The 24,275-nt window shown below is 43.3% G+C and carries 17 protein-coding genes; 8 read left to right on the top strand and 9 right to left on the bottom strand.

What is annotated here, in order from left to right; translation table 11 throughout:
- Window positions 1-2 precede the first annotated feature (2 nt).
- From acuI to ilvG, 6 genes are all read right to left on the bottom strand, one after another.
- Window positions 3-983, bottom strand: a complete 981-nt coding sequence (acuI, locus tag AACQ79_RS00225; protein ID WP_170899519.1) for an acrylyl-CoA reductase (NADPH) — start codon at window positions 981-983, stop codon at window positions 3-5.
- Window positions 984-1,130: 147 nt separating this feature from the next.
- On the bottom strand, window positions 1,131-2,669 hold the full coding sequence (ilvA, locus tag AACQ79_RS00230) for a threonine ammonia-lyase, biosynthetic (RefSeq protein WP_017046359.1): 1,539 nt from the start codon (window positions 2,667-2,669) through the stop codon (window positions 1,131-1,133).
- 3 nt (window positions 2,670-2,672) lie between these two features.
- Window positions 2,673-4,514, bottom strand: a complete 1,842-nt coding sequence (ilvD, locus tag AACQ79_RS00235) for a dihydroxy-acid dehydratase (protein ID WP_170899520.1) — start codon at window positions 4,512-4,514, stop codon at window positions 2,673-2,675.
- Window positions 4,515-4,530: 16 nt separating this feature from the next.
- Window positions 4,531-5,469: a branched-chain-amino-acid transaminase gene (ilvE, locus tag AACQ79_RS00240; RefSeq protein WP_010319931.1), complete on the bottom strand. Its 939-nt coding sequence runs from the start codon at window positions 5,467-5,469 to the stop codon at window positions 4,531-4,533.
- Window positions 5,470-5,481: 12 nt separating this feature from the next.
- Window positions 5,482-5,766, bottom strand: a complete 285-nt coding sequence (gene ilvM / locus AACQ79_RS00245) for an acetolactate synthase 2 small subunit (protein ID WP_010319930.1) — start codon at window positions 5,764-5,766, stop codon at window positions 5,482-5,484.
- On the bottom strand, window positions 5,766-7,412 hold the full coding sequence (gene ilvG, locus AACQ79_RS00250; RefSeq protein ID WP_017044151.1) for an acetolactate synthase 2 catalytic subunit: 1,647 nt from the start codon (window positions 7,410-7,412) through the stop codon (window positions 5,766-5,768). Before ilvG ends, ilvM begins: the two co-directional genes overlap by 1 nt.
- Window positions 7,413-7,889: 477 nt before the next feature.
- Between ilvG and AACQ79_RS00255 the strand changes: the two genes are divergently transcribed.
- The 5 genes from AACQ79_RS00255 to AACQ79_RS00275 all read left to right on the top strand — a co-directional run bounded on the left by AACQ79_RS00255 (window position 7,890) and on the right by AACQ79_RS00275 (window position 15,609).
- Window positions 7,890-8,864 (top strand): YifB family Mg chelatase-like AAA ATPase, encoded by a 975-nt coding sequence (locus AACQ79_RS00255; RefSeq protein WP_170899521.1) that lies wholly within the window; start codon window positions 7,890-7,892, stop codon window positions 8,862-8,864.
- A gap of 88 nt (window positions 8,865-8,952) precedes the next feature.
- Window positions 8,953-11,295 (top strand): hypothetical protein, encoded by a 2,343-nt coding sequence (locus AACQ79_RS00260; RefSeq protein WP_064624016.1) that lies wholly within the window; start codon window positions 8,953-8,955, stop codon window positions 11,293-11,295.
- Window positions 11,289-13,700 (top strand): hypothetical protein, encoded by a 2,412-nt coding sequence (locus AACQ79_RS00265; protein WP_064624018.1) that lies wholly within the window; start codon window positions 11,289-11,291, stop codon window positions 13,698-13,700. The genes AACQ79_RS00260 and AACQ79_RS00265 overlap by 7 nt, the downstream gene beginning before the upstream one ends.
- 11 nt (window positions 13,701-13,711) lie before the next feature.
- Entirely contained in the window at window positions 13,712-14,242 is a 531-nt protein-coding gene (locus AACQ79_RS00270) for a hypothetical protein (RefSeq protein ID WP_064624019.1), read from the top strand.
- Window positions 14,242-15,609, top strand: a complete 1,368-nt coding sequence (locus AACQ79_RS00275) for a site-specific integrase (RefSeq protein WP_064624020.1) — start codon at window positions 14,242-14,244, stop codon at window positions 15,607-15,609. Before AACQ79_RS00270 ends, AACQ79_RS00275 begins: the two co-directional genes overlap by 1 nt.
- A 112-nt stretch (window positions 15,610-15,721) precedes the next feature.
- Here AACQ79_RS00275 and AACQ79_RS00280 read toward each other — a convergent pair whose 3' ends face one another.
- Window positions 15,722-16,717 carry a S1 family peptidase gene (locus tag AACQ79_RS00280; RefSeq protein ID WP_170899522.1) on the bottom strand — a complete coding sequence of 332 codons (996 nt, stop codon included), beginning with the start codon at window positions 16,715-16,717 and terminating at the stop codon, window positions 15,722-15,724.
- A 387-nt stretch (window positions 16,718-17,104) separates the two neighbouring features.
- Here AACQ79_RS00280 and AACQ79_RS00285 point away from each other — a divergent pair, with 387 nt between their 5' ends.
- Window positions 17,105-19,369: a DUF2971 domain-containing protein gene (locus AACQ79_RS00285; RefSeq protein WP_170899523.1), complete on the top strand. Its 2,265-nt coding sequence runs from the start codon at window positions 17,105-17,107 to the stop codon at window positions 19,367-19,369.
- 467 nt (window positions 19,370-19,836) lie between these two features.
- On the opposite strand, the gene AACQ79_RS00290 is transcribed toward AACQ79_RS00285, so the two are convergent.
- Window positions 19,837-21,735, bottom strand: a complete 1,899-nt coding sequence (locus tag AACQ79_RS00290) for a methyl-accepting chemotaxis protein (protein WP_064624023.1) — start codon at window positions 21,733-21,735, stop codon at window positions 19,837-19,839.
- A gap of 360 nt (window positions 21,736-22,095) precedes the next feature.
- Entirely contained in the window at window positions 22,096-22,698 is a 603-nt protein-coding gene (locus tag AACQ79_RS00295) for a hypothetical protein (protein WP_064624025.1), read from the bottom strand.
- Window positions 22,699-22,917: 219 nt separating this feature from the next.
- Between AACQ79_RS00295 and AACQ79_RS00300 the strand changes: the two genes are divergently transcribed.
- Together AACQ79_RS00300 and AACQ79_RS00305 are read left to right on the top strand one after the other, a co-directional pair.
- Window positions 22,918-23,721 (top strand): EAL domain-containing protein, encoded by an 804-nt coding sequence (locus AACQ79_RS00300; RefSeq protein WP_064624028.1) that lies wholly within the window; start codon window positions 22,918-22,920, stop codon window positions 23,719-23,721.
- Between the two features lie 14 nt (window positions 23,722-23,735).
- A complete protein-coding gene (locus AACQ79_RS00305; RefSeq protein WP_064624033.1) occupies window positions 23,736-24,026 on the top strand; it encodes a hypothetical protein in 291 nt (96 codons plus the stop codon).
- Window positions 24,027-24,275: the final 249 nt, after the last annotated feature.

The raw sequence follows: 24,275 nt of genomic DNA on the forward strand, positions 1-24,275 counted from the left end.
GTTTAAAGCTTAATCACCACGCGACCAGTCACTTGACCATTGGTGATCGTTTCAGCGTACAGCGCTGTTTGTTCGAGGGTGATTTCCTCACACGCTTGCTCAAAGTAGCTTGCAGGTAGCAGTTTCGCTAAGCTTTCCCATGCTGCCATGCGTTTTTCTAGTGGGCAAGAGACGGAGTCGACACCTTGCAGGCGTACATTGCGCAAAATGAACGGCATGACGGTGGTGGGCAAATCAAAACCACCCGCTAAACCACACGCGGCAACCGTGCTGTTGTAGTCCATTTGGGCTAACACTTTGGCTAACATTTTGCTGCCTACGGTATCGACCGCGCCAGCCCAAATCTGTTTTTCCAGCGGACGAGCTGGCTCTTCAAATTCGCTGCGATCAATAACGCGGCTTGCTCCTAGTTTTTCTAACAGTGGACCATTTTGTTCAACACGGCCGGTTACCGCAGCAACTGTATAACCTAGCTTAGCTAATAGTGTTACAGCAACTGAACCCACGCCGCCACTGGCACCCGTCACCAATATTTCACCCTTTTCCGGTTGAATACCTGCATCTAAAATGGCTTGCACGCAAAGCATGGCAGTAAAGCCAGCAGTGCCAATCATCATCGCTTTTTTGCTATCAAGGCCGTGCGCGAGTGGTACTAACCAATCGGCTTTCAAGCGTGCTTTTTGCGCCATACCACCCCAATGGTTTTCACCCACTCCCCAACCGGTTAGTACAACTTTATCACCGGTTTGGTAGCGAGTATCTTGGGATTCAAGTACGGTTCCCGCAAGATCAATGCCCGGTACCATAGGGAAATTGCGAATGATTTTGCCTTTACCTGTAATGGCTAAACCATCTTTGTAATTCAATGATGAGTAATCGACCGCGACTAAAACTTCACCTTGCGGTAATTGTGATTCGTCGATTTGTTCAATGGTGGCAACTGTGTTTTTTTCTTGTTGATTAAGGATTAACGCTTTAAACATTCGGATCTCCAGATTGGCACAGCAAGCATAAGATGTCGCTAAGTGTAGTACTGAATTAACTATGACTAAAATGAAACTTTAGCATTGGTTCTATGCGTATTATGCATCACTCATAAAAAATGCCAGTCGTGGGACTGGCATTGAGCTTTAGGATAAGAAGAACTGGTATGAAGGATTGTCCGTCTCATCTTTGCATTGGTAACCCAATTCTCTAAGGTGAGCGGAGAAGCGGTTTAAATCGCTCTCTTCGAGTTCAAAACCACACAATACGCGGCCATAATCGGCGCCATGATTGCGGTAATTAAACAAGCTAATGTTCCAGTGTGTGCCAAGCGTGCTGAGAAATTTCAGCAGAGCGCCCGGATATTCCGGAAATTCGAAGCTGTATAATCGCTCTTTTAGCGGCTTAGAGGGTTTGCCTCCAATCATATAACGGACATGCAGTTTGGCCATTTCATCATCCGATAGATCCACCACAGGGTAGCCACCTTGGCGTAAATCGTGAATGATGTTGTCGAGCTCTTCTTGCCCACTTAACAGGCGTACACCGACGAAAATGTTGGCCAGCTTGTCATCGTTATAGCGATAGTTGAACTCGGTGACCGCGCGACCGCCAATGATATTACAAAACTCAAAAAACGCGCCTTGACGTTCAGGTATGGTCACCGCCAAAAGCCCTTCACGTTTTTCGCCTAGCTCACATCGCTCCGACACGTAACGCAAGCCGTGGAAATTGGTGTTAGCCCCTGAAAGTACGGTGCCTAACTGTTTATCCACCAGCTTATGTTTTTCCGCGAATTTCTTCAGACCAGCCAGAGCAAGCGCTCCAGAAGGTTCGGCAATCGCACGCGTGTCTTCGAAGATATCTTTAACCGCCGAGCAGATTTCATCGCTTGATACCGTGATGTGGCCATCAATGTATTGCTGACACAAACGGAAGGTTTCATCACCAATACGTTTTACCGCGACACCGTCGGCAAACATGCTGACTTGGTCAAGCACCACGGGTTTACCTGCCTCGAGTGCTGCTTTTAAACAAGCAGAATCTTCAGGTTCAACCGCAATGACTTTGATTTCTGGCATCAGCTGTTTGATGAGCACCGCGACCCCAGCGGCTAAACCGCCACCGCCGACTGGTACAAAAATGTAATCAAGGTGGCCATTTTGTTGCAGCATTTCCATGCCAATCGTGCCTTGCCCTGCAATGACCAGTGGGTGATCGAACGGTGGGACAAACGTATAACCTTGCTCGTGAGCCAAGCGTTCCGCTTCGGCTTTGGCTTCATCAAAGTTGTTGCCATGCAAAATCACCAAACCGCCAAAACCGCGCACCGCTTCGACTTTGATATCAGGGGTAGTTTTAGGCATCACAATGGTGGTTTTAATGCCTAATTTTGTTCCCGATAGAGCCATTCCCTGCGCGTGGTTGCCTGCTGACGCGGCAATCACCCCAGCTTGTTTTTGCACCTCAGATAAACTCGACACCATATTATAAGCGCCGCGTAATTTAAAAGAGTGCACAGGCTGGCGATCTTCACGCTTGAGCTGAACGCGATTTTTGATGCGCGCCGATAAGCGGGGCATATCCTGCAGTGGCGTCACCGTTGCGACGTCATACACGGGGGCGCGCAGGATCTGGCGCAGATAATCTGCGCCAGTTTGAGTTGCGTTACCTGAGTCGCTCATCCGCTAGCCCTCTAGCTTAGATTTGTCTCGAACAGCCCCTTTATCAGCGCTGGTGGCCATACTTGCGTAGGCTTTCAATGCCAAAGAGACTTCACGCTGGCGATTGGCCGGTTTCCAACCGAGCTGGTCTTGTTTTACGCGGCGCTCAGCCAGTTCAGCTTCTGAAACGTTGAGCGTAATGGAGCGGTTTGGAATATCGATGGCGATAATATCCCCAGAATTCACCAAACCTATCGTTCCGCCGTTCGCAGCTTCTGGAGAAACGTGACCAATTGATAAACCGGAAGTCCCCCCAGAGAAACGACCGTCAGTCAGTAGCGCGCACTCTTTGCCTAGCCCCATTGATTTGAGGTACGTGGTTGGGTAAAGCATTTCTTGCATACCCGGGCCGCCTTTCGGGCCTTCATAGCGGATGACGACAACATCACCAGCCTTCACTTTACCGCCTAAAATACCTTCAACGGCACTTTCTTGGCTTTCAAAGACCACGGCTGGGCCTGCAAATTTCAGGCTACCTTCATCAACCCCTGCTGTCTTGACAATACAGCCGTCAACGGCAATGTTGCCTGATAGGACGGCTAGGCCACCATCTTGGCTAAAAGCATGCTCTTTGGTACGAATACAGCCTTCTTTGCGATCGTCATCGAGGCGATCCCATCGGCATTGTTGTGAGAAGGCTTTAGTGGTACGAATACCCGCAGGACCGGCACGGAAAAAGGTTAAGACGTCTTCATCTTGCGTTTGCATAATGTCGTATTGAGCCAACTGCTCTTTCATCGATAAACCCAACACGGTGCGAGTTTGATTGTTGATGAGACCGGCGCGATCCAATTCACCAAGAATCGCCATCACGCCACCCGCGCGGTGTACATCTTCCATGTGATATTTTTGAGTCGATGGCGCGACTTTACACAGATGAGGTACGCGGCGTGACATGCGGTCGATATCGCCCATGTCAAAATCGATTTCACCTTCTTGAGCGCCTGCTAATAGGTGCAATACCGTGTTGGTTGATCCGCCCATCGCAATATCCAGTGCCATCGCATTTTCGAACGCGGCTTTGTTGGCAATATTACGCGGTAAGGCGGATGCATCATCTTGCTCGTAGTAACGCTTGGTTAATTCAACAATGCGTTTACCTGCGTTGATGAAGAGCGCCTCACGATCGGCATGCGTGGCCAACATTGAACCATTACCCGGTTGAGAAAGCCCCAATGCTTCGGTGAGACAGTTCATCGAGTTGGCGGTAAACATGCCAGAACAAGAACCACAGGTTGGGCAGGCCGAGCGTTCAATTTGTTCACTTTGTGCGTCGGAGACTTTAGGGTCAGCGCCTTGGATCATCGCATCGACTAAATCGAGTTTGATGATTTGATCAGAAAGCTTGGTTTTACCCGCTTCCATTGGCCCGCCAGAAACAAAGATAACGGGAATATTAATGCGCAGTGCCGCCATCATCATCCCAGGGGTGATTTTGTCGCAGTTGGAAATGCAGACCATCGCATCAGCGCAGTGTGCATTAACCATGTACTCGACAGAGTCTGCGATCAACTCGCGTGAGGGCAGTGAGTACAGCATGCCGCCATGCCCCATGGCGATACCATCATCTACCGCGATGGTATTAAATTCTTTGGCGATGCCGCCGGCTTTTTCGATTTCACCCGCAACCAATTGCCCCATATCTTTGAGGTGCACGTGGCCCGGTACGAATTGAGTGAACGAGTTAACCACCGCAATAATCGGTTTACCGAAATCTTCATCTTTGACGCCAGTGGCGCGCCATAATGCGCGCGCTCCAGCCATATTACGTCCGTGTGTCGTCGTTGCGGATCTATACTTTGGCATTGTCTATCGTCCTCTATTACTTCGGTTGTGGGTACACGTAATCCAACCAGCCCCACTTGTCTTCAGTGGTGCCGTTAAATAGGCCAAAGTAAGCTTCTTGCATCACTTTCGTGATTGGCCCACGTTTGCCCTCTCCAACCGTAATTTGGTCTACGCTCCGTACTGGGACGATTTCGGCGGCGGTGCCAGTCATAAAAATTTCGTCAGCAAGGTAGAGAGCTTCACGCGCAATGTTTACTTCACGCACTTCGTAACCCATCTCTTTAGCCAGCGTCATGATCGAATCACGCGTGATACCCGGCAAGATGGAGCTGGTGGTTGGTGGCGTGAGCAGCACACCGTTTTTGATGACGAAAATGTTTTCGCCTGCACCTTCAGATAAATAACCATCCACGCTTAAGGCGATACCTTCGGCATAGCCATGACGACGAGCTTCACCACCGACAAGCAGAGACGATAAATAGTTACCACCCGCTTTGGCTGCGGTTGGAATGGTATTTGGCGCAGCGCGATGCCAGCTAGAAACCATCGCATCCACACCATTTTCTAGCGCTTCATCACCTAAGTAAGCACCCCAAGGGAAGGCGGCAATGATCAACTCCATTTCAGTATTCACTGGTGGGCAAACGCCAAGGCCAACGTTGCCAACAAAGCCAAGTGGGCGAATGTAGGCTGAATCCAGTTTATTGACGCGCAATGTTTCACGTGTCGCTTCCATGATCTCTTCTATCGTATAGGGGATAGGGAAACGGTAAATTTTTGCTGAATCTTTTAGGCGTTGAGCGTGCTCTTTATGACGGAAGACGATTGGACCTTTAGGAGTGTTATAACAACGCACACCTTCAAACACCGAAGTGCCGTAGTGCATCGCGTGTGTCAGTACATGAACGTTTGCATTTGCCCACGGAACCATTTCACCGTTGAACCAAATGTAATCTGCAGTTTTTGTTGCCATTTATTGCCTTCCTTATGCACAAATCTTTTGTTGTAAATTGTTATTCGGTAGTTCGTTATTTTTTATTGGGGTGACATCGACACTGCGAATATCCCATAATTTTTCAATTTGATTGATCAGTGTGCTGATGGGGCGATCACTATCAACAATGATTTCAACACTGGCGACTTTGCTGGCGTGGTTTTGCGTTGCGGCCACTTGTTTTATCACAAATCCACGATGGCGAATCACGCGCAGAACACGCTCTAATAGCACCGGTTTATCATCGGCTTTGATGTCTAATAGGTATCTATCCATTAGGTGTTCTCCAACATATCACTATTTGAGGCGCCCGGTGGTACAAGCGGCCATACGTTTTCTTCTTCATCAATCAAAACGTGAAGCAGATAAGCTGTTTTGCTGGCCAGCATTTCTTTAAGTGCTGGTTCAACTTCTTCTTTTTTGGTGATGGTTTTGCCAGGAATATCGAACGCCTTAGCTAGCATCACGAAATCTGGGTTGTCATCCAAAATCGTTTCGCTATGGCGGCCATCAAAGAACAGCGATTGCCATTGGCGCACCATACCTAAACGATGGTTGTTCAGTAGTACCATCTTGACCGGGATTTGGCGGCGCTTGAGTGTGCCAAGTTCTTGAACATTCATCATGAACGAGCCATCCCCGGAAATGAGAATGGATTGATCATCTGGGCGAGCAACGGCAGCGCCCATTGAGGCGGGCAACCCAAAGCCCATAGTGCCAAGGCCAGCTGAGGTGATGAAGTTCTGTGGAGCACGTGGCTGAATGTGCTGCGCGGCCCACATTTGATGTTGGCCAACGTCGGTTGAGACGATAGCTGAATCGGGCATCATGTCGGACAGTTGTTTGAGTAACAATGGTGCAAAAATGAGATCGCCCGGGTGGTCATAGCGCCACTTAAAGCCACTGCGCAAACTTTCACTGTGGTGAACCCACGGTGCGATATCACGCGTCAGTTCCAGTTGTGGAAGAATGAGATTGATGTCACCACGTAGTGACGCATTGGCGATACGGAGTTTATTAAACTCGGCCGCATCGATATCGATATGAATCACTTTGGCGTGTGGTGCAAAAGTATCCAGTTTTCCCGTTACTCGGTCATCAAAGCGCGCTCCAACCACAATCAGCAAATCACACTCTTGAACGACCAAGTTTGCCGCCTTAGTCCCATGCATACCAAGCATGCCAAGGTAATGCGGATCATGACGCTCAATCGTGCCCAGGCCTTTTAAGGTGCTTACTGATGGCATCGGATTGAGGCGTAAAAACTCGCGTACGGAATCGGTCGCTTTGGCCAGTTGAACGCCACCGCCAACATACAATACAGGACGAGAGCTTTGTGAAAGCAGTTGTTGCGCTGCGTGAAGCTGCTCTTGGCTGGCAACTGGCATGGCTGGCGCAGTGAACGCAGGTAGCTCAGTCACAGGGGTTTTGGCCAGTTGTACATCTTTAGCGATATCCACAATCACCGGGCCGGGGCGACCCGCTTTTGCTACCTCAAAGGCTTCGGCAAGGGTGGGTGCGAGATCGTGGATATCGGTAACGAGGTAGCTGTGTTTGGTGCAAGAGAGTGACATACCAATCACGTCCATCTCTTGAAAAGCATCGGTACCAATGTGCGAGCTTGCGACTTGGCCGGTGATGGCGACGAGGGGGATTGAGTCAAGAAATGCATCGGCAAGACCGGTGACCAAATTGGTCGCTCCGGGTCCTGAGGTGGCCATGCACACCGCGACATCTTGTGTCGAGCGCGCCATGCCAATCGCCGCCATGGCTGCACCTTGTTCGTGGCGACAGAGGATGTGTTCTACACCGCCATCGTATAATGCATCATAGATTGGCATGATAGCGCCGCCGGGATAACCAAAAACGGTTTTGATTCCCTGCTGCTTTAATGCGGCTACAACCAGTTGTGCTCCTGTCATCGTAACCCTCCCAAACTGTGTGTGGCACAGTAAACCATGTTGTGTTTGCACTTCATGTGCGCTCCCATTCTTCCTGTCATATCGGGTTGGATAATCACCAACCAGTATGAACTTTTTAGTTTAATAGTTGTAAAAAAACCCCCGGACTTTTCAGTGCGGGGGTCTTTTGAATCTGGTGGTTATTTTGCGCCCACTAGCCCCCGCGCGGAATCAATAATGACCACGATAATCAGGCTTAGCAGTAGGTTAATGTGAGCGTTCAAATTCATCACTTAATTCTTAAAATAGTTGGCGTAATATCTTACGAAATTGTTTGCGTCTCTAGTGGTAACACACAATTCCGTTAAATGACAAGCAAAAACTCATTCTTTTTTCACATTCTTTCAGCATCACAACAAGCTATATAACAATCTCTCGTGTGCAAATAAGAGCGCAGAAACAGAACGAACACTTTTTAAACAACCACGAAGGAATGAAATGGGACTCGCAATTATTCACAGCCGAGCCAGTGTTGGCGTGCAAGCACCGACAGTGACAGTTGAAGTACATATTAGCAATGGTATGCCCGGTTTTACGTTGGTCGGCTTGCCAGAAACGACGGTAAAAGAGTCTCGTGATCGCGTGCGCAGCGCTATCATTAATTCCCGCTTTGAGTTTCCCGCCAAGCGTATCACTGTCAATCTAGCCCCTGCGGATCTCCCCAAAGAGGGTGGTCGATTTGATTTACCGATCGCGTTGGGTATTTTGGCGGCCTCACAGCAGATAGCGCTAACGAAGTTAGATGGGTATGAGTTTATTGGTGAATTAGCCTTATCTGGTGAGTTGCGTCCTGTTAAAGGTGTATTACCCGCCGCTTTAGCTGCGAATCGAGCCAAGCGCTGTTTGGTGGTGCCTCATGGTAATGGTGATCAAGCCGCGTTAGTGGCAAAGGATCAGCATAAATCGGCGCAAACGCTGCTTGAGGTATGTGCTGATTTGTGTGGCCAGCAAACCCTCTCTCTTTTTCAAACCGAACCTAAACTATGCCGAGCGAAAAATACTCGCGATCTGCAAGATATCATTGGTCAACAGCAAGGAAAGCGAGCGTTAGAAATCGCAGCCGCGGGCAACCATAACCTGCTTTTTCTCGGTCCACCCGGAACGGGTAAAACCATGCTTGCCTCTCGGTTGTGTGATTTATTACCAGAAATGAATGAAGATGAAGCGATGGAAACCGCTTCGGTTGCTTCTCTGACTCCACAAGACATCAACCAGCACAACTGGAAGCAAAGGCCATTTCGCTCGCCTCATCATTCCAGTTCAATGGCGGCGCTGGTCGGTGGCGGTTCTATTCCGAGGCCGGGGGAAATTTCTTTGGCACACAATGGGTTATTGTTTCTTGACGAAATGTCCGTAATCCCAATAATTAAAAACCATCAAAATCTAAATAAGTTGATGTATATTAATAAGTAAAGTTCTAATGCATACCTTTAATTTTCATTGACGGTAGTCACTATGACAACTAATGTAGTTATGAGTTGTCAATCTATGGAATGTGGTTGTGAATGTAAAAACACTAAATGGGCTTTCTTTATTAAAAACTGCACTGTCCGTCGAATACTCTAACTACCTAACACTTGCTGCTGAATCCTCAGTCCCCCAAGGAAATGGACAATTAGTATTGAATATTTATGCAGGTTACTGCTACTTGGTTGGACAAGGTAACTACAGTGCATTGGATATACTGAATGACTCAGCCTCGCTTAATACACATTTTCAATTGCTCGTTGGTTTTATATATAGCAGAGATGATATCACTATCGAGCGCCGATATGTCTTCGGTAATCAACTCAAAGTCCTTTTCCGCTACATTGCGCAAGATAAGCATTTAACCCTTGATGAAGTAAAGCTTTCTCGCGCCAAAGTTACAAATGACGTTTCGAACTGTCTAGCTCAGTTCCGAAAGCTTAATATAGATAAAACAAAAGCTGACTACCTTAGTGGTTGGCAGGTGGTATCAAAAGAAGGCAAAGAACATGAGGTTCACCTTGATACGCTTTATGTGCATTTTGGCGAAGCGTTTACAAACAAAGTGCATCTTACTCTAAAAAACTATGCTTATACCCAAAAATCATCATCTCTCGCTTGCGCATTAAATTGCTTTAAACAACTTTTTGCGGGTTGCTCCACTGTTTATAACGACCGAGACGGAGTAACAATAGAAGCCCTTTTAAGTCGTAATCATGTGCAGCTATTCTTCAACAAGGTGTTTAAAGTGTTATTTGTGCGCTCTCAAGCTGCTCAGAGGTGCCCAAAGATATTTCATGCTCGTTGGCGAGATATCATTAACTATTATACCGATTGCTTTATCAACACGGGTGTTTTTGCTGAGCCTTACAAGCCATTCATCGTTCCAGCCTGGAAAGACCCAAAAGATACAGCGCCTACCTTTTCAATTGGCGGCAATGCTACGCAGCCAGAAAGTCTTAGATGGTTTGCTAACATCCCACTCAAAATTAAAGATGAAGAGGTTGTTTCAATTATTAAGCAACGTGTAGATAGAGATATGGCGCATATCAGGCATGTGTGTCTCTTGAAACTTGAGGAACTTTTGGCGCGAGAAGATAGAAATAAAGCTTTTCAGAGCAATGGTTCCGTCAAGCCACTGAGCAGTAATAGCCATAATCCTCAATATAAAAACTTTGTTGGTGCAGATAAGTTAGACAATACCGTAGCAACCTTTTATGAACACGGCATCGCTGCAAAAGGCATTGGCTATCTATCATTTTTGGGGTTTTACGGTAATGCTGGCCAACTCAGCACAGAGTTAAATTTACCAACCAAATCAACACTGAATGTTCTTTTGACGCTTCTTGTGATGGAGCATCCTCTGATAACACCTTCTTGGTTAGCAAAGTGGGACTTATTTGATGTAAATGGCAATATGGTGGGCTACAAGCAGGTTGGTAATCAGCATATTGCGGTCAGTTACAAATCACGCAAAGGAGCGACCAATGCGCAGCAAGAAGTAGTGCTCAATGAGTTTTCTAAATCTATAGTTGAGTTCTTGATACAGCATACACGCATGAGCCGTGAACACCTGAAGCAAAAAGGGAATGTGAATTGGCGAAAGATGATTTTGACTGCAACCACTACCAATGCGCTATGCCCAAGCGACCTCAATGTCACTCTTCATTCGGCAAATGATTTTTATGATTGGGTTCAAGACAAATCGCTCTTTGATAAGAGCAGCGATATCACCCTGAAAGATGCCCAAGCCATTTCTGACATCCATTCATTACGTTCAATCAGACGAAACAGAGGCTTTCAAATTTACTTGGAAACACGTTCAATGGATGCCGTTGCCGAGGCGCTTGGTCATGAAAAGAAGGATGCAAACCTACTGACCTCTTACCTTCCTAAACCACTCATGGACTTCTTTAATGCACGTTGGGTACGTCAGTTTCAGAACGCTATTTTACTTGAAGCAATGAAAGATTCAGTGCATCGACTTGACGCTGTGAATATGAGTGCTCAAGGCATCGAAGAGTTCTTGAATAATCACGGAATAAGCAACATTCCAGAGCATTTCGATCATGGTTTTACTCAGCAGACGACTACTGACAGTGAAGTTTCAGAATCATTAGGGTTTGACCAGTTGATATACACTATCTCGACATCTCTTTTGCAGTTGTTGATGGCGATACGCCTTGTTGTTGAGAGTAGTGATGATGAGGAATCTTTTTTAGATATTGTGGCTCACTGGTATCAATCAGCAGTGTTTGTTTTAGATACCCTGAGTTCAGGCAAGCATAGTGCGGATGATGATTTAATGGGAATGCTTGATATTGCAAACAATAACAAGTTAGATACCGACTCGATTAAGGGGGCGCTGTTATGTTAAGTGTTGCTATCGACAATTCCTCTATTGCTAACCTCATTGAAAACATTGTGCAAGACCATTCGCTTTTGAATGGCCTAAGTGCCGAGACTCTTGAAAATATCATCAATTTCTCAGTAGCAAATGATGACTATCGAGCATTAGATATAATCACGAATATCCATACTGGCATCTACGGTTACGATGACAGACAGCCCGAATGGTTAGAATCCAGCTTTCCTGAAAACAAGTGGGTACTAACATTTGGCAAAAAACCAAAAACGATACATTGGGATACAGTGTGCTTAGATGATGGTAAGAAACTCACGGATAAAAAACACCAAAAGCTGTTAAATAGCTTTAAATACTGGATTACAGCAACAGACAACCCACTTGAAAACGGTGGGAAGGTTATCAGTCCAATAACGGCTTATCATAAAGTTAACAAAGTTATCGCTCTCATCAATGCGGTCTTGCTGCACTCGAAAGAATTGAAGTTAGCAAAATATCACCTTCTGAATGTGAATGATGACTTCTGGTTGAGCGTCTTGACGAAGTACGCCGAGCACGGAAATTTTCAAGGTGTGTATGAGTTTGATAAGCGCACTCAGGTATTACTTGATAACGCTTCTCAGAGTGTTTCTGATGTAGACGCACAAACATTTAAAGAGAAATTTTCCTACGTTACACAAGACATTGCGCAAAATGAAAGTTTCTTATGTCTAGCAGAGAGAGAAAAGGCGTGCGCTTGGCTCTTTGAACAAGGTTATTATAGCACTGGAGTAGCCATCAAATACTATGGCAACAGTGCTGTGCTGGGTGAGTTGCTGCTTAAAGGTAAGATGCTTTATCACGACATTAGTCTCCCCAACTACGCAGATCTTCATCTCAAAGCGCCAAGGCGAAACTCAGAGTATCAAGCGATTCAGAATAATGACGCTTCAATAGGCACGAATCAACGGACTATCTCGACATGCATTGAAGCCATTCGATTGATTCATACCAACCTTGAGCGTAAAGATGCTGCAAGTCCTTCAATCTTGTCCGAGCGTGTCAATGCAGGTCACATTAGCCAGTTAGTTAGCTTAAAAAAAGCAGGATGCACCCGCACCTTGCCGCCTACCTTTGTGTTTAATTTAATTCGTCAGTGCTATGAGTTTGCCAAAGAGCTCCTACCTACAGAGGAAGGCTCTACTACTTTACTGGATGAAACATTAACGCTGCTGTCTACAGCAAGAAGCAAATCTGCTGTAAGAAAGTCCAACACACTCCGCCCCAAAAAATGCGCTCTAGCTTGGAGTGAAGAGTTGCATCGAGAGATGCCTGGTTCGGAGCGAGGTTACTGGTTTCAAACGGAGGCTATCAATTGCCTGAGTAGTGAATACCTGAAAAAAGGGATAAAGCAGGCTCAAGGCTTTACTGATAGCGTTGAAAATCGACACGAAAGGATTCGATCCAACGAGAGCTTGTTTGATTTGTTCTCTGTACTGCAAGGTGCAATGCAGGTCTTGGTGGGGGCAATCATGGCTCGAAGACAAGATGAATTAATCACGTTGAAGCCACATGGCAACTTATCACCTAATGTAAGTCCCTTTTCAGAAGAAGGTGCAAAAACAGAGTACAACCTGATATTTAAGGTAAAAAAAACTGGTTCAAAAGGGGTAAACGCAACAATAGAAAGACCAATTCCCTTTTCTATTGCTAAGTTCATTTGGCAACTTGAGCAATTTAACATTAAAGCTAATGAGTTAAATTTAGCCAAAGGAAAGTTGTCTCTGTTTAACCATTTAAGCACAAAAAATTGCCAGTTAAGTCAGGTAGTGCACACGACCTACAACGCACACCTCGATGCTTTGTGTGATTACGTCGAAACGGACTTAGTGCAGTATGACAACGGTGAATACCGACGCAATTATGTTCGTCAGCACCAATTAAGACGTTTCTTTGCTATGGCATTCTTCTGGTCTAAAGGGTTTGATGGAATGGATGCCCTGCGTTGGATGCTTGGTCACTCAGATTTGGAGCATCTATACCATTACATCTCTGAGTCAGAGACTGGGGCGGTGCTTAATGGAGCAAAAGCCAGCGTAATTGTTCGTGGTGTTGTCGATTCCACTTCAGAGCTTGCCATGCTAGACGGGATAGAAGAGGTTCGCAAAATGATTGCTGAGCGGCTGACTGGTGATTGCTCAACACCTATTACTATAGAGTCGGTGAGCGAGGCTGCAGAAGACTATGATGATGAGTCTTACCTAACCATTCCGCACATTAGCCAAATTCAAAAAGAGCAGGACATTGAAACAGAGGTTATTCACCTTCTGGACGAGGGTCGAATCACACTGGAGCCAGAGTTTTTTACCATAGATGATAGTGATGGCAATGCCACTCAAACCTTTAATCTTATTTTAAAAATCAAAGACCTTGATTAAGGATTAGGCTAATGAAAGTTTTAGAGAAAAACCAAACCAAGGTACTTGAAACAGAAAATTTGTTGAGAGAAATAATCACATCTCCCGCTGAGTTTAAAGATGATGTGGAGCTGGTGAAGGCTCTCAAATCACAATCTGGCATCGCTAAATATCAGAATCAAGAGCGTAATATCACTTCGTGTTCATTAAACACGGTCAAAAACATCTCAGAAGCACTTCTGGAAAGAGGCTTTTTATCCTTAGATGAGCTTCGTATTAATGCAAAACTGGCGATAGAGGCTGCACATCACGATGAGAAAGCTACTAAAGGTAACAAGCAAACCGTCGTAGGTTTAAAGCATAAAGTCGCAGAGCTTGAGTCGGAATTGGATGCAGCGCAGCGCAGCAATTCTTTACTGACCGTTATGGTCTCTGAGTTGCGTTCTAGGCTAAAGCAACTAGCGCAGCATGAGGGCAAAGTAGAAGAGCGGCAGGAGATTTACCGAGAGCATAATCGGAAGATTGAAGCACAGATGAATTACACATTGAATGGAGAGGTTTGATGGCGGTTCGTAAGCTTAAAGGCTTTGAACAATGGAGCCACCTTGGGTTTGATGGCAAGCTTATCTTTCGTCAGCCTTTAGACATCCCTTTTGTTACTTACAGTAATCATGTGCCTTGCTATGAAGCCAATGCTTACATCCATATTCTGATACTAAGGAATCTATCAAGAGACACTATTCGAGGTTTTGCATACCATATTATTCACTTAGTGCACTTTATTGAAAAACAGCCACTATTGAGCCGGTTTAGCCAGCTTACGGACGCAACATTCACCCTTTTCATTCAATCACTACAAGCAGAGAGGGCACCACTTGGAGAGCTGAAACGCACCAATAACTCTGTTATTCAAATTGCTGATACTTGTCTTAAATTTTTGCAGTTTGTCCAAGAGTTTCACGACTTAAGTAACTTTATTGGCAAGGATAAAGGCAACTCAATTCAGATACTTGAAAAGCATTACAAACGAAAACAGGAAGGCTACAAAGGGTTCATTGAAGGCACTAAAATTACGCACCCTGCTGTACCAACAAAAGATGAGATCAAGAAACGTCACCCTGTTTCCTCTGATGATGCTTTACGTGTGTGGGAGTTTATCAAGACTCAGAAAAACAAAGATAAGCGTAGAAGGGACATGGCGTTATACACAGCAATGGAGCAACTAGGCGCTCGTGTAACGGAGCTTCATTTGATTAAAATGACCGATTACGAGGAAGCTAGACGCACAGGTATGCTCACTCTTACCACTTTAAAACGCAAAGACGAGAACGCCACTCGAAAGATACCTGTCCCACATTTGTTATTATCAGTGATTTCGGATTACATCAAAGTTCGCAAGAAATTCATGAGGAAGAAAAAAGTTCAACATGACTATCTGTTTATCAGCTTAAAAACAGGTCTACGCCTATCTGCCGATTCATGGACAACGTACATGAACTCATGGAAAAAAGAGCTTGGTATTGAGGGTGAGTTACATCCGCACCTGTGGAGGCACGCATACGTTACGGATAAGCTTAAGGAACTTATTCTGACCACTAAAGAAGTGAATGATAAAGATGATTTTCGAAAATATTTACTTCATACCGAAACATTTAAAATGCAGCTTCAACAGTGGACAGGTCACAAACGGCTTAGCTCTTTAGATGTATATATTGACCTCGCATTTGCAGATATTCACGGCTACACAGAGGTTTATAATGCAGTATCTCTAAAGTCGAGTGTTGACTTAGCAAAACGTCAGATTGAGTTGTTAGAAGAACAGATAGCAAGGAAGGAGTTGACGCCTACCGCAGCGTTGTGTGAGATAAAGGAACTATTGGGAGCTTTCCAATCCGATATAGATAAAAGCATTGTATCTTCGTCACAGTAAGGCTCATCACCAATCGGTCGCGTAACACGTCTTTGGACAAAAGCTTCTTAGCTCAAACTACCAAGTGGCACAGTTCAGATAAGGAAAAGTATCTTGAAACCTTACTCGTTTGTTAGGCATAGGTTTCCCACTGTAGTTTAATAGCTCCCTCCGTTATCTCCTCTATACATTGGGATATGACTTGAGAAGGAACCGCTGCAAAAAATGGTATCACTGCCATCGGGTCAGTTGACTCTTGTTGACGCTCAAGACTACGAGTTACAATTCCAATAACGCAACCGTCAATACCTATTACTGGCCCACCACTATTACCCGGACGAGCTATAGCGCTAAATAGGTCCATTGCATAACCATCCATAGTTTCTTTGATATGTCCGCAAATTTGCCCTGTTTGCATCGTAAAACATGGCCCTAAACTGCGAGGAATTAGAGGGTAGCCCGCTATCACTAGCGGCTCAAGCATCATGGAGTTTCTGAAACCCAAATCTGGTACTTGTGAAACCGTAGACTCTTTTAAAAAGATCAATCCAACATCTACGATATTATGTGATTTACAATAATCTATTTCTAAATCTCTACCATTTATCTTTACCGTGGTTACCGTCATATCATCGATAACATGTGCACAAGTCAATACCACGTTCGGTGAGATTAATGTTCCTGTTCCGACCGAAATATCCCCTAGCGGAGTTGCCCCTTCAATATAAGCAATATCTTTTTCTATCTGATGACCAATGTAAGCTTCACCTAAAATCATACCTAGCCAAAGAAACCCTTTATTTTCCCTGTCCGTTAATTCTTTAAAGTAAAGAAATCGTTCATTTAAATCCGTTCCGCCTCTGCTCTGTAAAATGCTTTTCGATTTAAGAAGTTCAACAATCTCCCTTATCCTCTGCATTTTTGGCCCATAATCTACATCAAGATTTTCCCAAAACTTAAAGAAGTCCATTAAGCATAATGGCTCGATAACCCCATTCTTCAGCGGAAGACCTAATTCTTCTCTCATTTTTTTAGCATTAAACGGTGAAAAAAAACCACATAATCTTATGCAGATTTCTTTCTGTTCATCTATAGATAGAATTGATAAAACTGAATACCTATTATCCATACTAAATTCCTTTGTTTAAGCCTTTTCTATATGGCTTTCAGCCTCTGAACAGGACCCTATCATGCTGTCTTTTTATTCACAGTTCAATTGATAATCAATAAGTTAATAAAGGGGTATGGATATTAGATTGCGAGATAAAGCACAATTTTCAGATAGCTGTTTGTGAGGGTACTACAGATAAGTTTATGTGATTAAACTTACATCCCAAAGAGGTGGATTAAACCCAAAGTTAACCTCGTTAGGACTAAATCGTCTCAGACAAGATCAAACTAGTACATTGATGGACAAAAGATTTCTAGTAACTCTACAAATTAAACAAAAGGCGAGACCTGACACCGTTAGTTGTTCATAATCTTGATAATACAAGCGATTTGAAGAATGGATGACATGAGCAACATTGATGATAAAGTGATAATCAATTGGATTAAAAACCAAGAATTTTCGAAGCTAACTTTTCTGGATAACTGTTGGCAGTTCGATGAGAATAAATGGTATCTAGGGTTTTATTACTTTATCCAATATCTAAAACAAGAATGTTTAGATGATGTGATAGCCGAAGTAACTTCACGACACAGTGATGAATCGTCCGCCTACTGCTACCTTGGGGATACCGCGTATAAGATTTACAGCTCATTCACAGAGCAACACATACCAGCTAGCTTCTATCGACATGCTATAAAACTAAACCCAAACAATGCTCACGCTCATTGGGGGCTTTTTATAACGGATAATGATACGAATTCATGCATCACATCTTTAAAAATCGATTATCAAAACAATGAATTTGAGAACGTAGGTCGCACAATAGAGAACCTGTTCTACCGCACCAATCACCTCTCAGGCTTTACACGTCAAGACTGGCAGTTTATCAAATCTTTAATTCAAGACAGCAAAGTTACTTGCGAGAAAGATATGCTTGTTGTTGTGCTTTTCTATCTTGATGAAGTTGAGGATTGTTTAGCCCTAATAGAATCAATGGATACCGTAAGCGTTGAAATCATAGAGGGGTATTTTAATCGCAACTTAATCAGTAAGGAGTTTGCGCTAAGCAAGCTTTATTACTGGCAGATCGATAAGTTCTTGGGTGACGACAACAAAGCGATTTACCAAGCTTATGTTAAGGAATCAGAGAAAGGAAAGGCTAACCCACTGAGACAGGTACTAATACAAAAAGCCTTTCTTGCGGGAGAGTATGAAGACGTCGTTACTTACCATGAAGAAGCTCCTACAGACGATTTGCATTACCGACACGATATAAACGGACGTCTGTATTACTTGCTAGCCTTGTCCCACCTAAAGCAACCAGTGAATAAGCAAATTTTGGAGTATATTAATGACAAGGCAGATTCCTTAAGCGATGAATCTAAAATTCTATATCAAGCCGTTAGATGCAAACATAAAATTGATGAGCTAGAGCGTCGATTCCTAGAGAAGACACACGTCCACGATACGATTGATAGATGGGGCATATATCAAGAAGTGACTAAGGCATTGGACTCCCCTGGCCTAATCAAACATCAAATCTATGATCATTTGAGTTGCGAGTTAAAGTCATTAGAAACAAAGTGGAATGACGCATACTACGATACGCAGCTAGCAGAGATTAAAGTCAAACTATCTAACGGAGATATGAGTAGTGACGATTTCCTACGTTTATACAACTTAGGTATAGAGTGCAATGAATTTGATTTCGTAATAGAAAATGTCACCAAGTTTCATGCTAGCAACCAACCGACCATGTCATCGTACAATTGCATTGGCGTGTGTCATGAGCGCAAAAAAGAACTTAGTCATGCTTTTGAATACTACAAACTTGCTATAGAGTTGATGCACTCATCAAAAGACTACAATCACATCATCATTGGAAATTACATTAGCTGCGCGGAAAGATTGCCCGACGTAGAAATAGAAGAAGAGTATATCGACTTGCGACGCAGGTTTAATATTGACTTAGTCAATCAGTTCAAATGGCACACCTTTACAGCAAAATCAGGCCGACTTTTTAAGTACTCTCCTTTTAACGTCAATAGTATTGATGCACTTACAAACCAGTACTTCTATTTTGCGTCAAAAAACCAGTTAAATGACCCCATTGAACTACCAACACTAAGTAAGTTTGATTCAGATAACCTCATAGATACCAACTATCGCATCTGCTCCCTATCAAATAACAATAATTCTATGTTGATGTGGTCTCACTACGCTAAAGAGCATCAAGGAATAATGGTCGAATATTGGTTTGGCGGGGAATTTCCTTGCGGGGTTGGCATAGAAAAAGTGAGCTATGTAGATGAATCTAAGAGAAACTTAGAAAAAGATTTAATTCCTTTTAATCAATACCTTCTAACTAAAAACAATGACTGGTCTTACGAAGATGAAGTTAGAATATTCACTAATGTTAAGGAAAAAATCCACTTCGAGAGTTTTGAGTACCCGAATACAGACCGTACCAAAATCAACGCTAGGATTTGCAGTATTACGCTAGGGTGCGATTTTCCTGACGACAAGAGAAAACTTATAGCAAACATAGTTAATACTATAAATTCCAAGAGAGAAGACTATGTACCTAAAGTTCTTTTACGAGAAGCTTTTATCTCACAAGATAACTGTTTCGCACTAGAGTATAGGGATATCGACATTTCAAAAATCTAATAAAGAACAGCGGAGATGGTCTTGCTTGTTGCTATCTATTACTTTTTGTATCTCAAAACTAGCAAATTATCTAAAATATCAATTCGAGCTAAAACATTATGGGGCAAAGACGTGCTGGCGAAGATCGTGCTGCCACGTCTATGGACACAAGCGAGTTAACATAAATACTCTACTATCCCGCTTTGAGATAACTTCTCGTATCTCAAAATGCAATCAGGCACCGCTTTAAGCAGTGTCTGAGATGGAAGGTTTTGGATATTTTCAATCATGGTTTAAGCGCATCAAAAGCTCGCATGGTTGCATAATAATGCCTCCTAAATGCATATATAAACAAAATTAAATCTACCCACGAATACTGCCGTTCATGGGTAAATCTTTATTTTGGGCTAATAAATTCCTATTGAGATGAGTTAGACTTTGAATTTTCTTGTGTATTCTGTCAATGTTTCAGCAGAACGAGCAACTTCCTAACTTGCCGCAAGCAACTGTTGAGAGCTGGCTGAAGTTTCTATCGACACTTCGCTAATGTGCAAAATTCGTTTGTTGATATCTTCACTAACTTGAGCTTGCTCTTCTGATGCAGTTGAAATCTGAGCCATCATGTCGTCAATTTTTGCCATTGCAATATTAATTTCTTCGAAAGCTTCGACTGTTCTTCGAGAAACCGAGCTCGTGGATTCTGCCTGCTCAACACTCTTTTGCATCTTAGACACTGACGTTTTCGCCGCTCCCTGAACCGTAGAGACAATGTCTTGTATATCGGCAGCTGAATCTTGCGTCTTTTGGGCTAATTGTCTTACTTCATCTGCAACTACCGCGAAACCTCTGCCATTCTCACCTGCTCTGGCTGCTTCAATTGCAGCATTAAGTGCCAGCAGGTTTGTTTGTTCAGTGATGGTTTGTATTACTGTAAGTACCTGATCAATCTGGTCAGTACTTTGTACCAGTGCGTCCATATCATGTGCTGTGCTCGTGACATTATTAACCAAAGTGTCAATCGATGCCATACTGTTATTGAGCATAGTTATGCCCTCTTCAGTCTTGTCATGCGCTTCTTTCGATATCAGTGCAGCATTTTCCGTATTATGTGCAACATTATTGACGGTACTGGTCATTTGGTTGATTGCAGTTGCCACCATCTCTGTGTCAGTTTGCTGATTAGCAACCGCTGCGGTGGTTTGCTCAGAGGCAACCGAGGTTTCTTCAGCCGTTGAAGCCAATACCTGACTAGATTCCAGAATCTGGCTAATGAGCGCTTTCAGGTTGGTGGACATATCTCTCAGGGAAGCATATACACTGCCAGATTGTACTTTGCTGTCAAATTGATGGGTTAAGTCACCATTAGCAATTTGTTCTGCTAACTGCATCATTTCCCGAGGCTCTCCGCCAATCGGACGTATAATCATTTTAGGCATGAATACAGAAACCGTAGCGCCCAGGATAAATGCAATCAAAGAGGTTACGATAATGATGGTTAAGTTATTCTCTGTATCCGTTTGCACTTTAGGACCCAGCACATCTTGGTCATTTTTTACGGATAGTTTTACTTTCTCAATATCACCTGCCACCTTTGCTCCAATAACATTTAAGGTGTTGTTGATGAGGTCGTTCCGCTCTTTTATAGTGCTATCGACACTATTAAATGCCTCAAGGTATTGCGAATGACTATCCGTGACTTTCATGAGCAGAGCCCGCCTGACACTGTTTTGAAGGCTGTTATCCAGCTTTTTCAGGAATACTGGTATTTCATCAGAAAGCTTCTGCCGGGCTCTTTGGGCATCCTCCTGGCTATTAGTAACCAGGTATTTGGTAACGTAAAGGCGAGCCAGTAAAAGGTGTTCTTGTAATTGTGCCGCAAAGAATGAAGCTTCTGCGTCGTTGTCATTGTAGGCAGAGACGATAATGTCTGATAGTGCTTGTCGCATGGTCAAACCATTTGGTTCCAATTTCTCCTTTACGATTTGATTTCTTTTTCCAAACAACTGAACCACTTGCTCAAAACCATGCTGGTAGTCATCGACTTCCGAGATGATGCTTTGCACCAAAGCGGCTCTTTGGGGGGTCTGAATTTCTTTTTCTGCTTCTTGCAGGAAATCCACGATTTGGGATTTCCGGTCTTCATATTGCGTGATTGAGTTATCGGATTGCGTGTTAATGTAGTTGAGTACGGCTAATCTCATTGTCAATATATTAGCCTGAACTCGACCTGCCAAATTGGTATCCCTTGCCAGCCCTCTGTAATCTACAAACCCAGCTTGCATTTGGTTAAAGCCTGCAAGGGAGGTAAGAGAGATGACAGACAGTAACAGCAAGATAACACCAAAAGAAATATAGAGTTGTACACTCAGTTTTAGACGACTAAACATAGCGAAATGAACCCTTTTTGAGACTAATTAAATTCAACGTTAGAGAATATAAATAACTCAACAACGCAGTGATGAGTCGCGATTATGAATGGTCAGATTTTGAGAGTAAAGGATTTGAGGAGCCAGCAAGCAGTGAATTGTCATAGCCTAGAGTTAGCTTCTTTAGCTTTAAACTCGAGTAACAATTTCACAAGATATTCTGATTTCGGCTTGCGTAAGTTGTATCTACGAAAAACATCGTTTGCGATATCCCACTTGTCTACTTTAGCCAAGTAAGTCAAATAACTTTCCATCACATCAAAGCCTCAGGGCAACTAAGATAAATACAGTTGCCCTGATATAGTCATTTACTTGGTTTATTTAGAAATAGAATTTTAAACCAGAAATACCAGACCATTGTTCAGATTCTCGATAAGTTTTATAGCTAGCACCGAGCTCAAGAGCGAAGTGATCTGTAAAGTTTATTTCACCTGTCAAAGAGAATTTATTCATCGGATCTTTATCAACATGAGAGTAACGATAGCTAGGAGTCAATGTTAAGAAGCTGATAGGGACAAACTTTACGCCAAGGTGAGCAGAGGGACTGTACTCATTAAATTTGCCACTCCCACGTTCTACATCAATTCGATTTATACCCAATGATAGAAATGGGAAAGCACCATTAGCGTAACCGTTAATACCGAGCCCCGCATAATGATCTCGATATTGGGTTTTGCCCGTACTCATTCCTGTAAATTCGGCTTCAAAAAATACGTGTCTGTTGAATGTTGTCGTTAACGTCGCATATCCACCGACAAGGTCTTGCTCACCTTTTTTAGCGTATGATGAGCCTAAATATTGCTCAAGGCCATTATTTTGCCCTGCTTGTAATCCAAAACTAAAACTATTGAAATAATTCGTTTCAGCATTCACTAAATTAGGTGTTATTAAAATAAAACCTATAAGTATGTTTGCTTTTCTCATTGTTTTTCTTCCTGTTTTTAGGTGTAGAAAATAATGGTTATTTTATAAATGATCAAACATTATTTTTGGTAATATTTTTATACAATTGATTATATTTCTTAATAATTTATCTTTATTGTTTATATTGATGATTTTTTTGTTTGGTTTTAATTTCATCTTGAATGATTATTGAACTTTCTATAAGCTCCCTCGGTTTTGATGAAATTAGAGCGAGGTTGAATGATAGTCTCCAAAGAAAATATAGAAATAGCTTTGCGGAACAATGAATTCGAACCCTACTTTCAACCAATTATGTCTCTCGATACAGGTAAAGTGGTCAGATGTGAAGTATTAGCAAGGTGGGTTTATCATTCGGGTGTTATCGCTCCAAATCGGTTTTTAAATAAAGTTCAGTCATTTGGCCTTCTAGAAGAAATGACAAGTCAAATAGTTAAAAAAGCAATTAACTATTGTTTGTGTTGGACACGTTCTCATGCTTTGAATGATATCGGTGTTTCTATTAACTACCACTACAAACAACTTATAAATATTGCTCATGTTGAGCAGTTAATCGTTTTACTGAATGAGCTTGGTCTCTCTACCTCGTTAGTTGAAATAGAGATTACTGAGACACAAGTTATCGAAAACTATACGGAGCTTACTTCTTCCCTCGAGAGGTTGAGGAAAGAGGGTATATCAATTGCTCTTGATGATTTCGGTGTGGGTTATTCTTCTCTAAGTACGCTAAAAATGCTTCCAATAGATACATTAAAAGTAGACCGTTCGTTTGTCAGAGATATTGAAAGTTGCAAGGTTAGCCGTTCCATACTGGAGGGAGTGTGCGGCATTGCAAGCGCCATTGGCGTCAATCTTGTGGTAGAAGGAGTAGAGACAGAAGAGCAGTTGAGCTTTATTCATGAAACCTGCGATTCCGTTGAAGTGCAGGGTTATCTATGTGCACCACCTTTAGCATTTGAGGAATTTTATTACTTTGCCGAAATGATTAACTTAAATAGTTTGCAGTCGCTTTCTTTGTTGTTTTAGTTAGGATGATTTATATGTTGTTCCGAGTTTGCGTTGTTGCACTTTTCTATGCCCTAGTGTGTGGGTTTGTCAGAGCCGAGGCGAATTATCTCTATCCCCATACATGCGATAGTATCGTATGTAGGAAAACACCTGAACCTAGTTATTCTTTAAATGAATCCGCGCCTCTCGTGATTTCAGATGAACCGGCAGAGTTACCTGACAAACTTGCCTTAGCTATCTATGTGACCGCGTTATTGATGCTTGACGAGCGTAATGTTGAGGTTAAAGATTGGAAATCAGAGATAGAGAATAGCGTTGAATAATAGAACCTACGTTAAAGATAAGGTTGAAGAACCTGTACATGAACTTGATGCGTTATAGGCTTTGTTACTTAATTCAGAGAGAAGGTATACCGACCCCATTGAGCTTGATTCTAAAACGATATCATGAGTTTCGGGCATTGAGTAAGTTTCATCAACCTGAGCGTTGTAGCTCTTCAGGTGTAATTTCCCGCCTAACAACTGGTTCAGTCGAAGTGTTCATGGCCCTCTCTAACCGCTATTCAGAGCTTT

Origin of the sequence: Vibrio sp. 3-2(1), assembly GCF_963887575.1 — a bacterium.
Classification (GTDB): Bacteria; Pseudomonadota; Gammaproteobacteria; order Enterobacterales; family Vibrionaceae; genus Vibrio; species Vibrio anguillarum.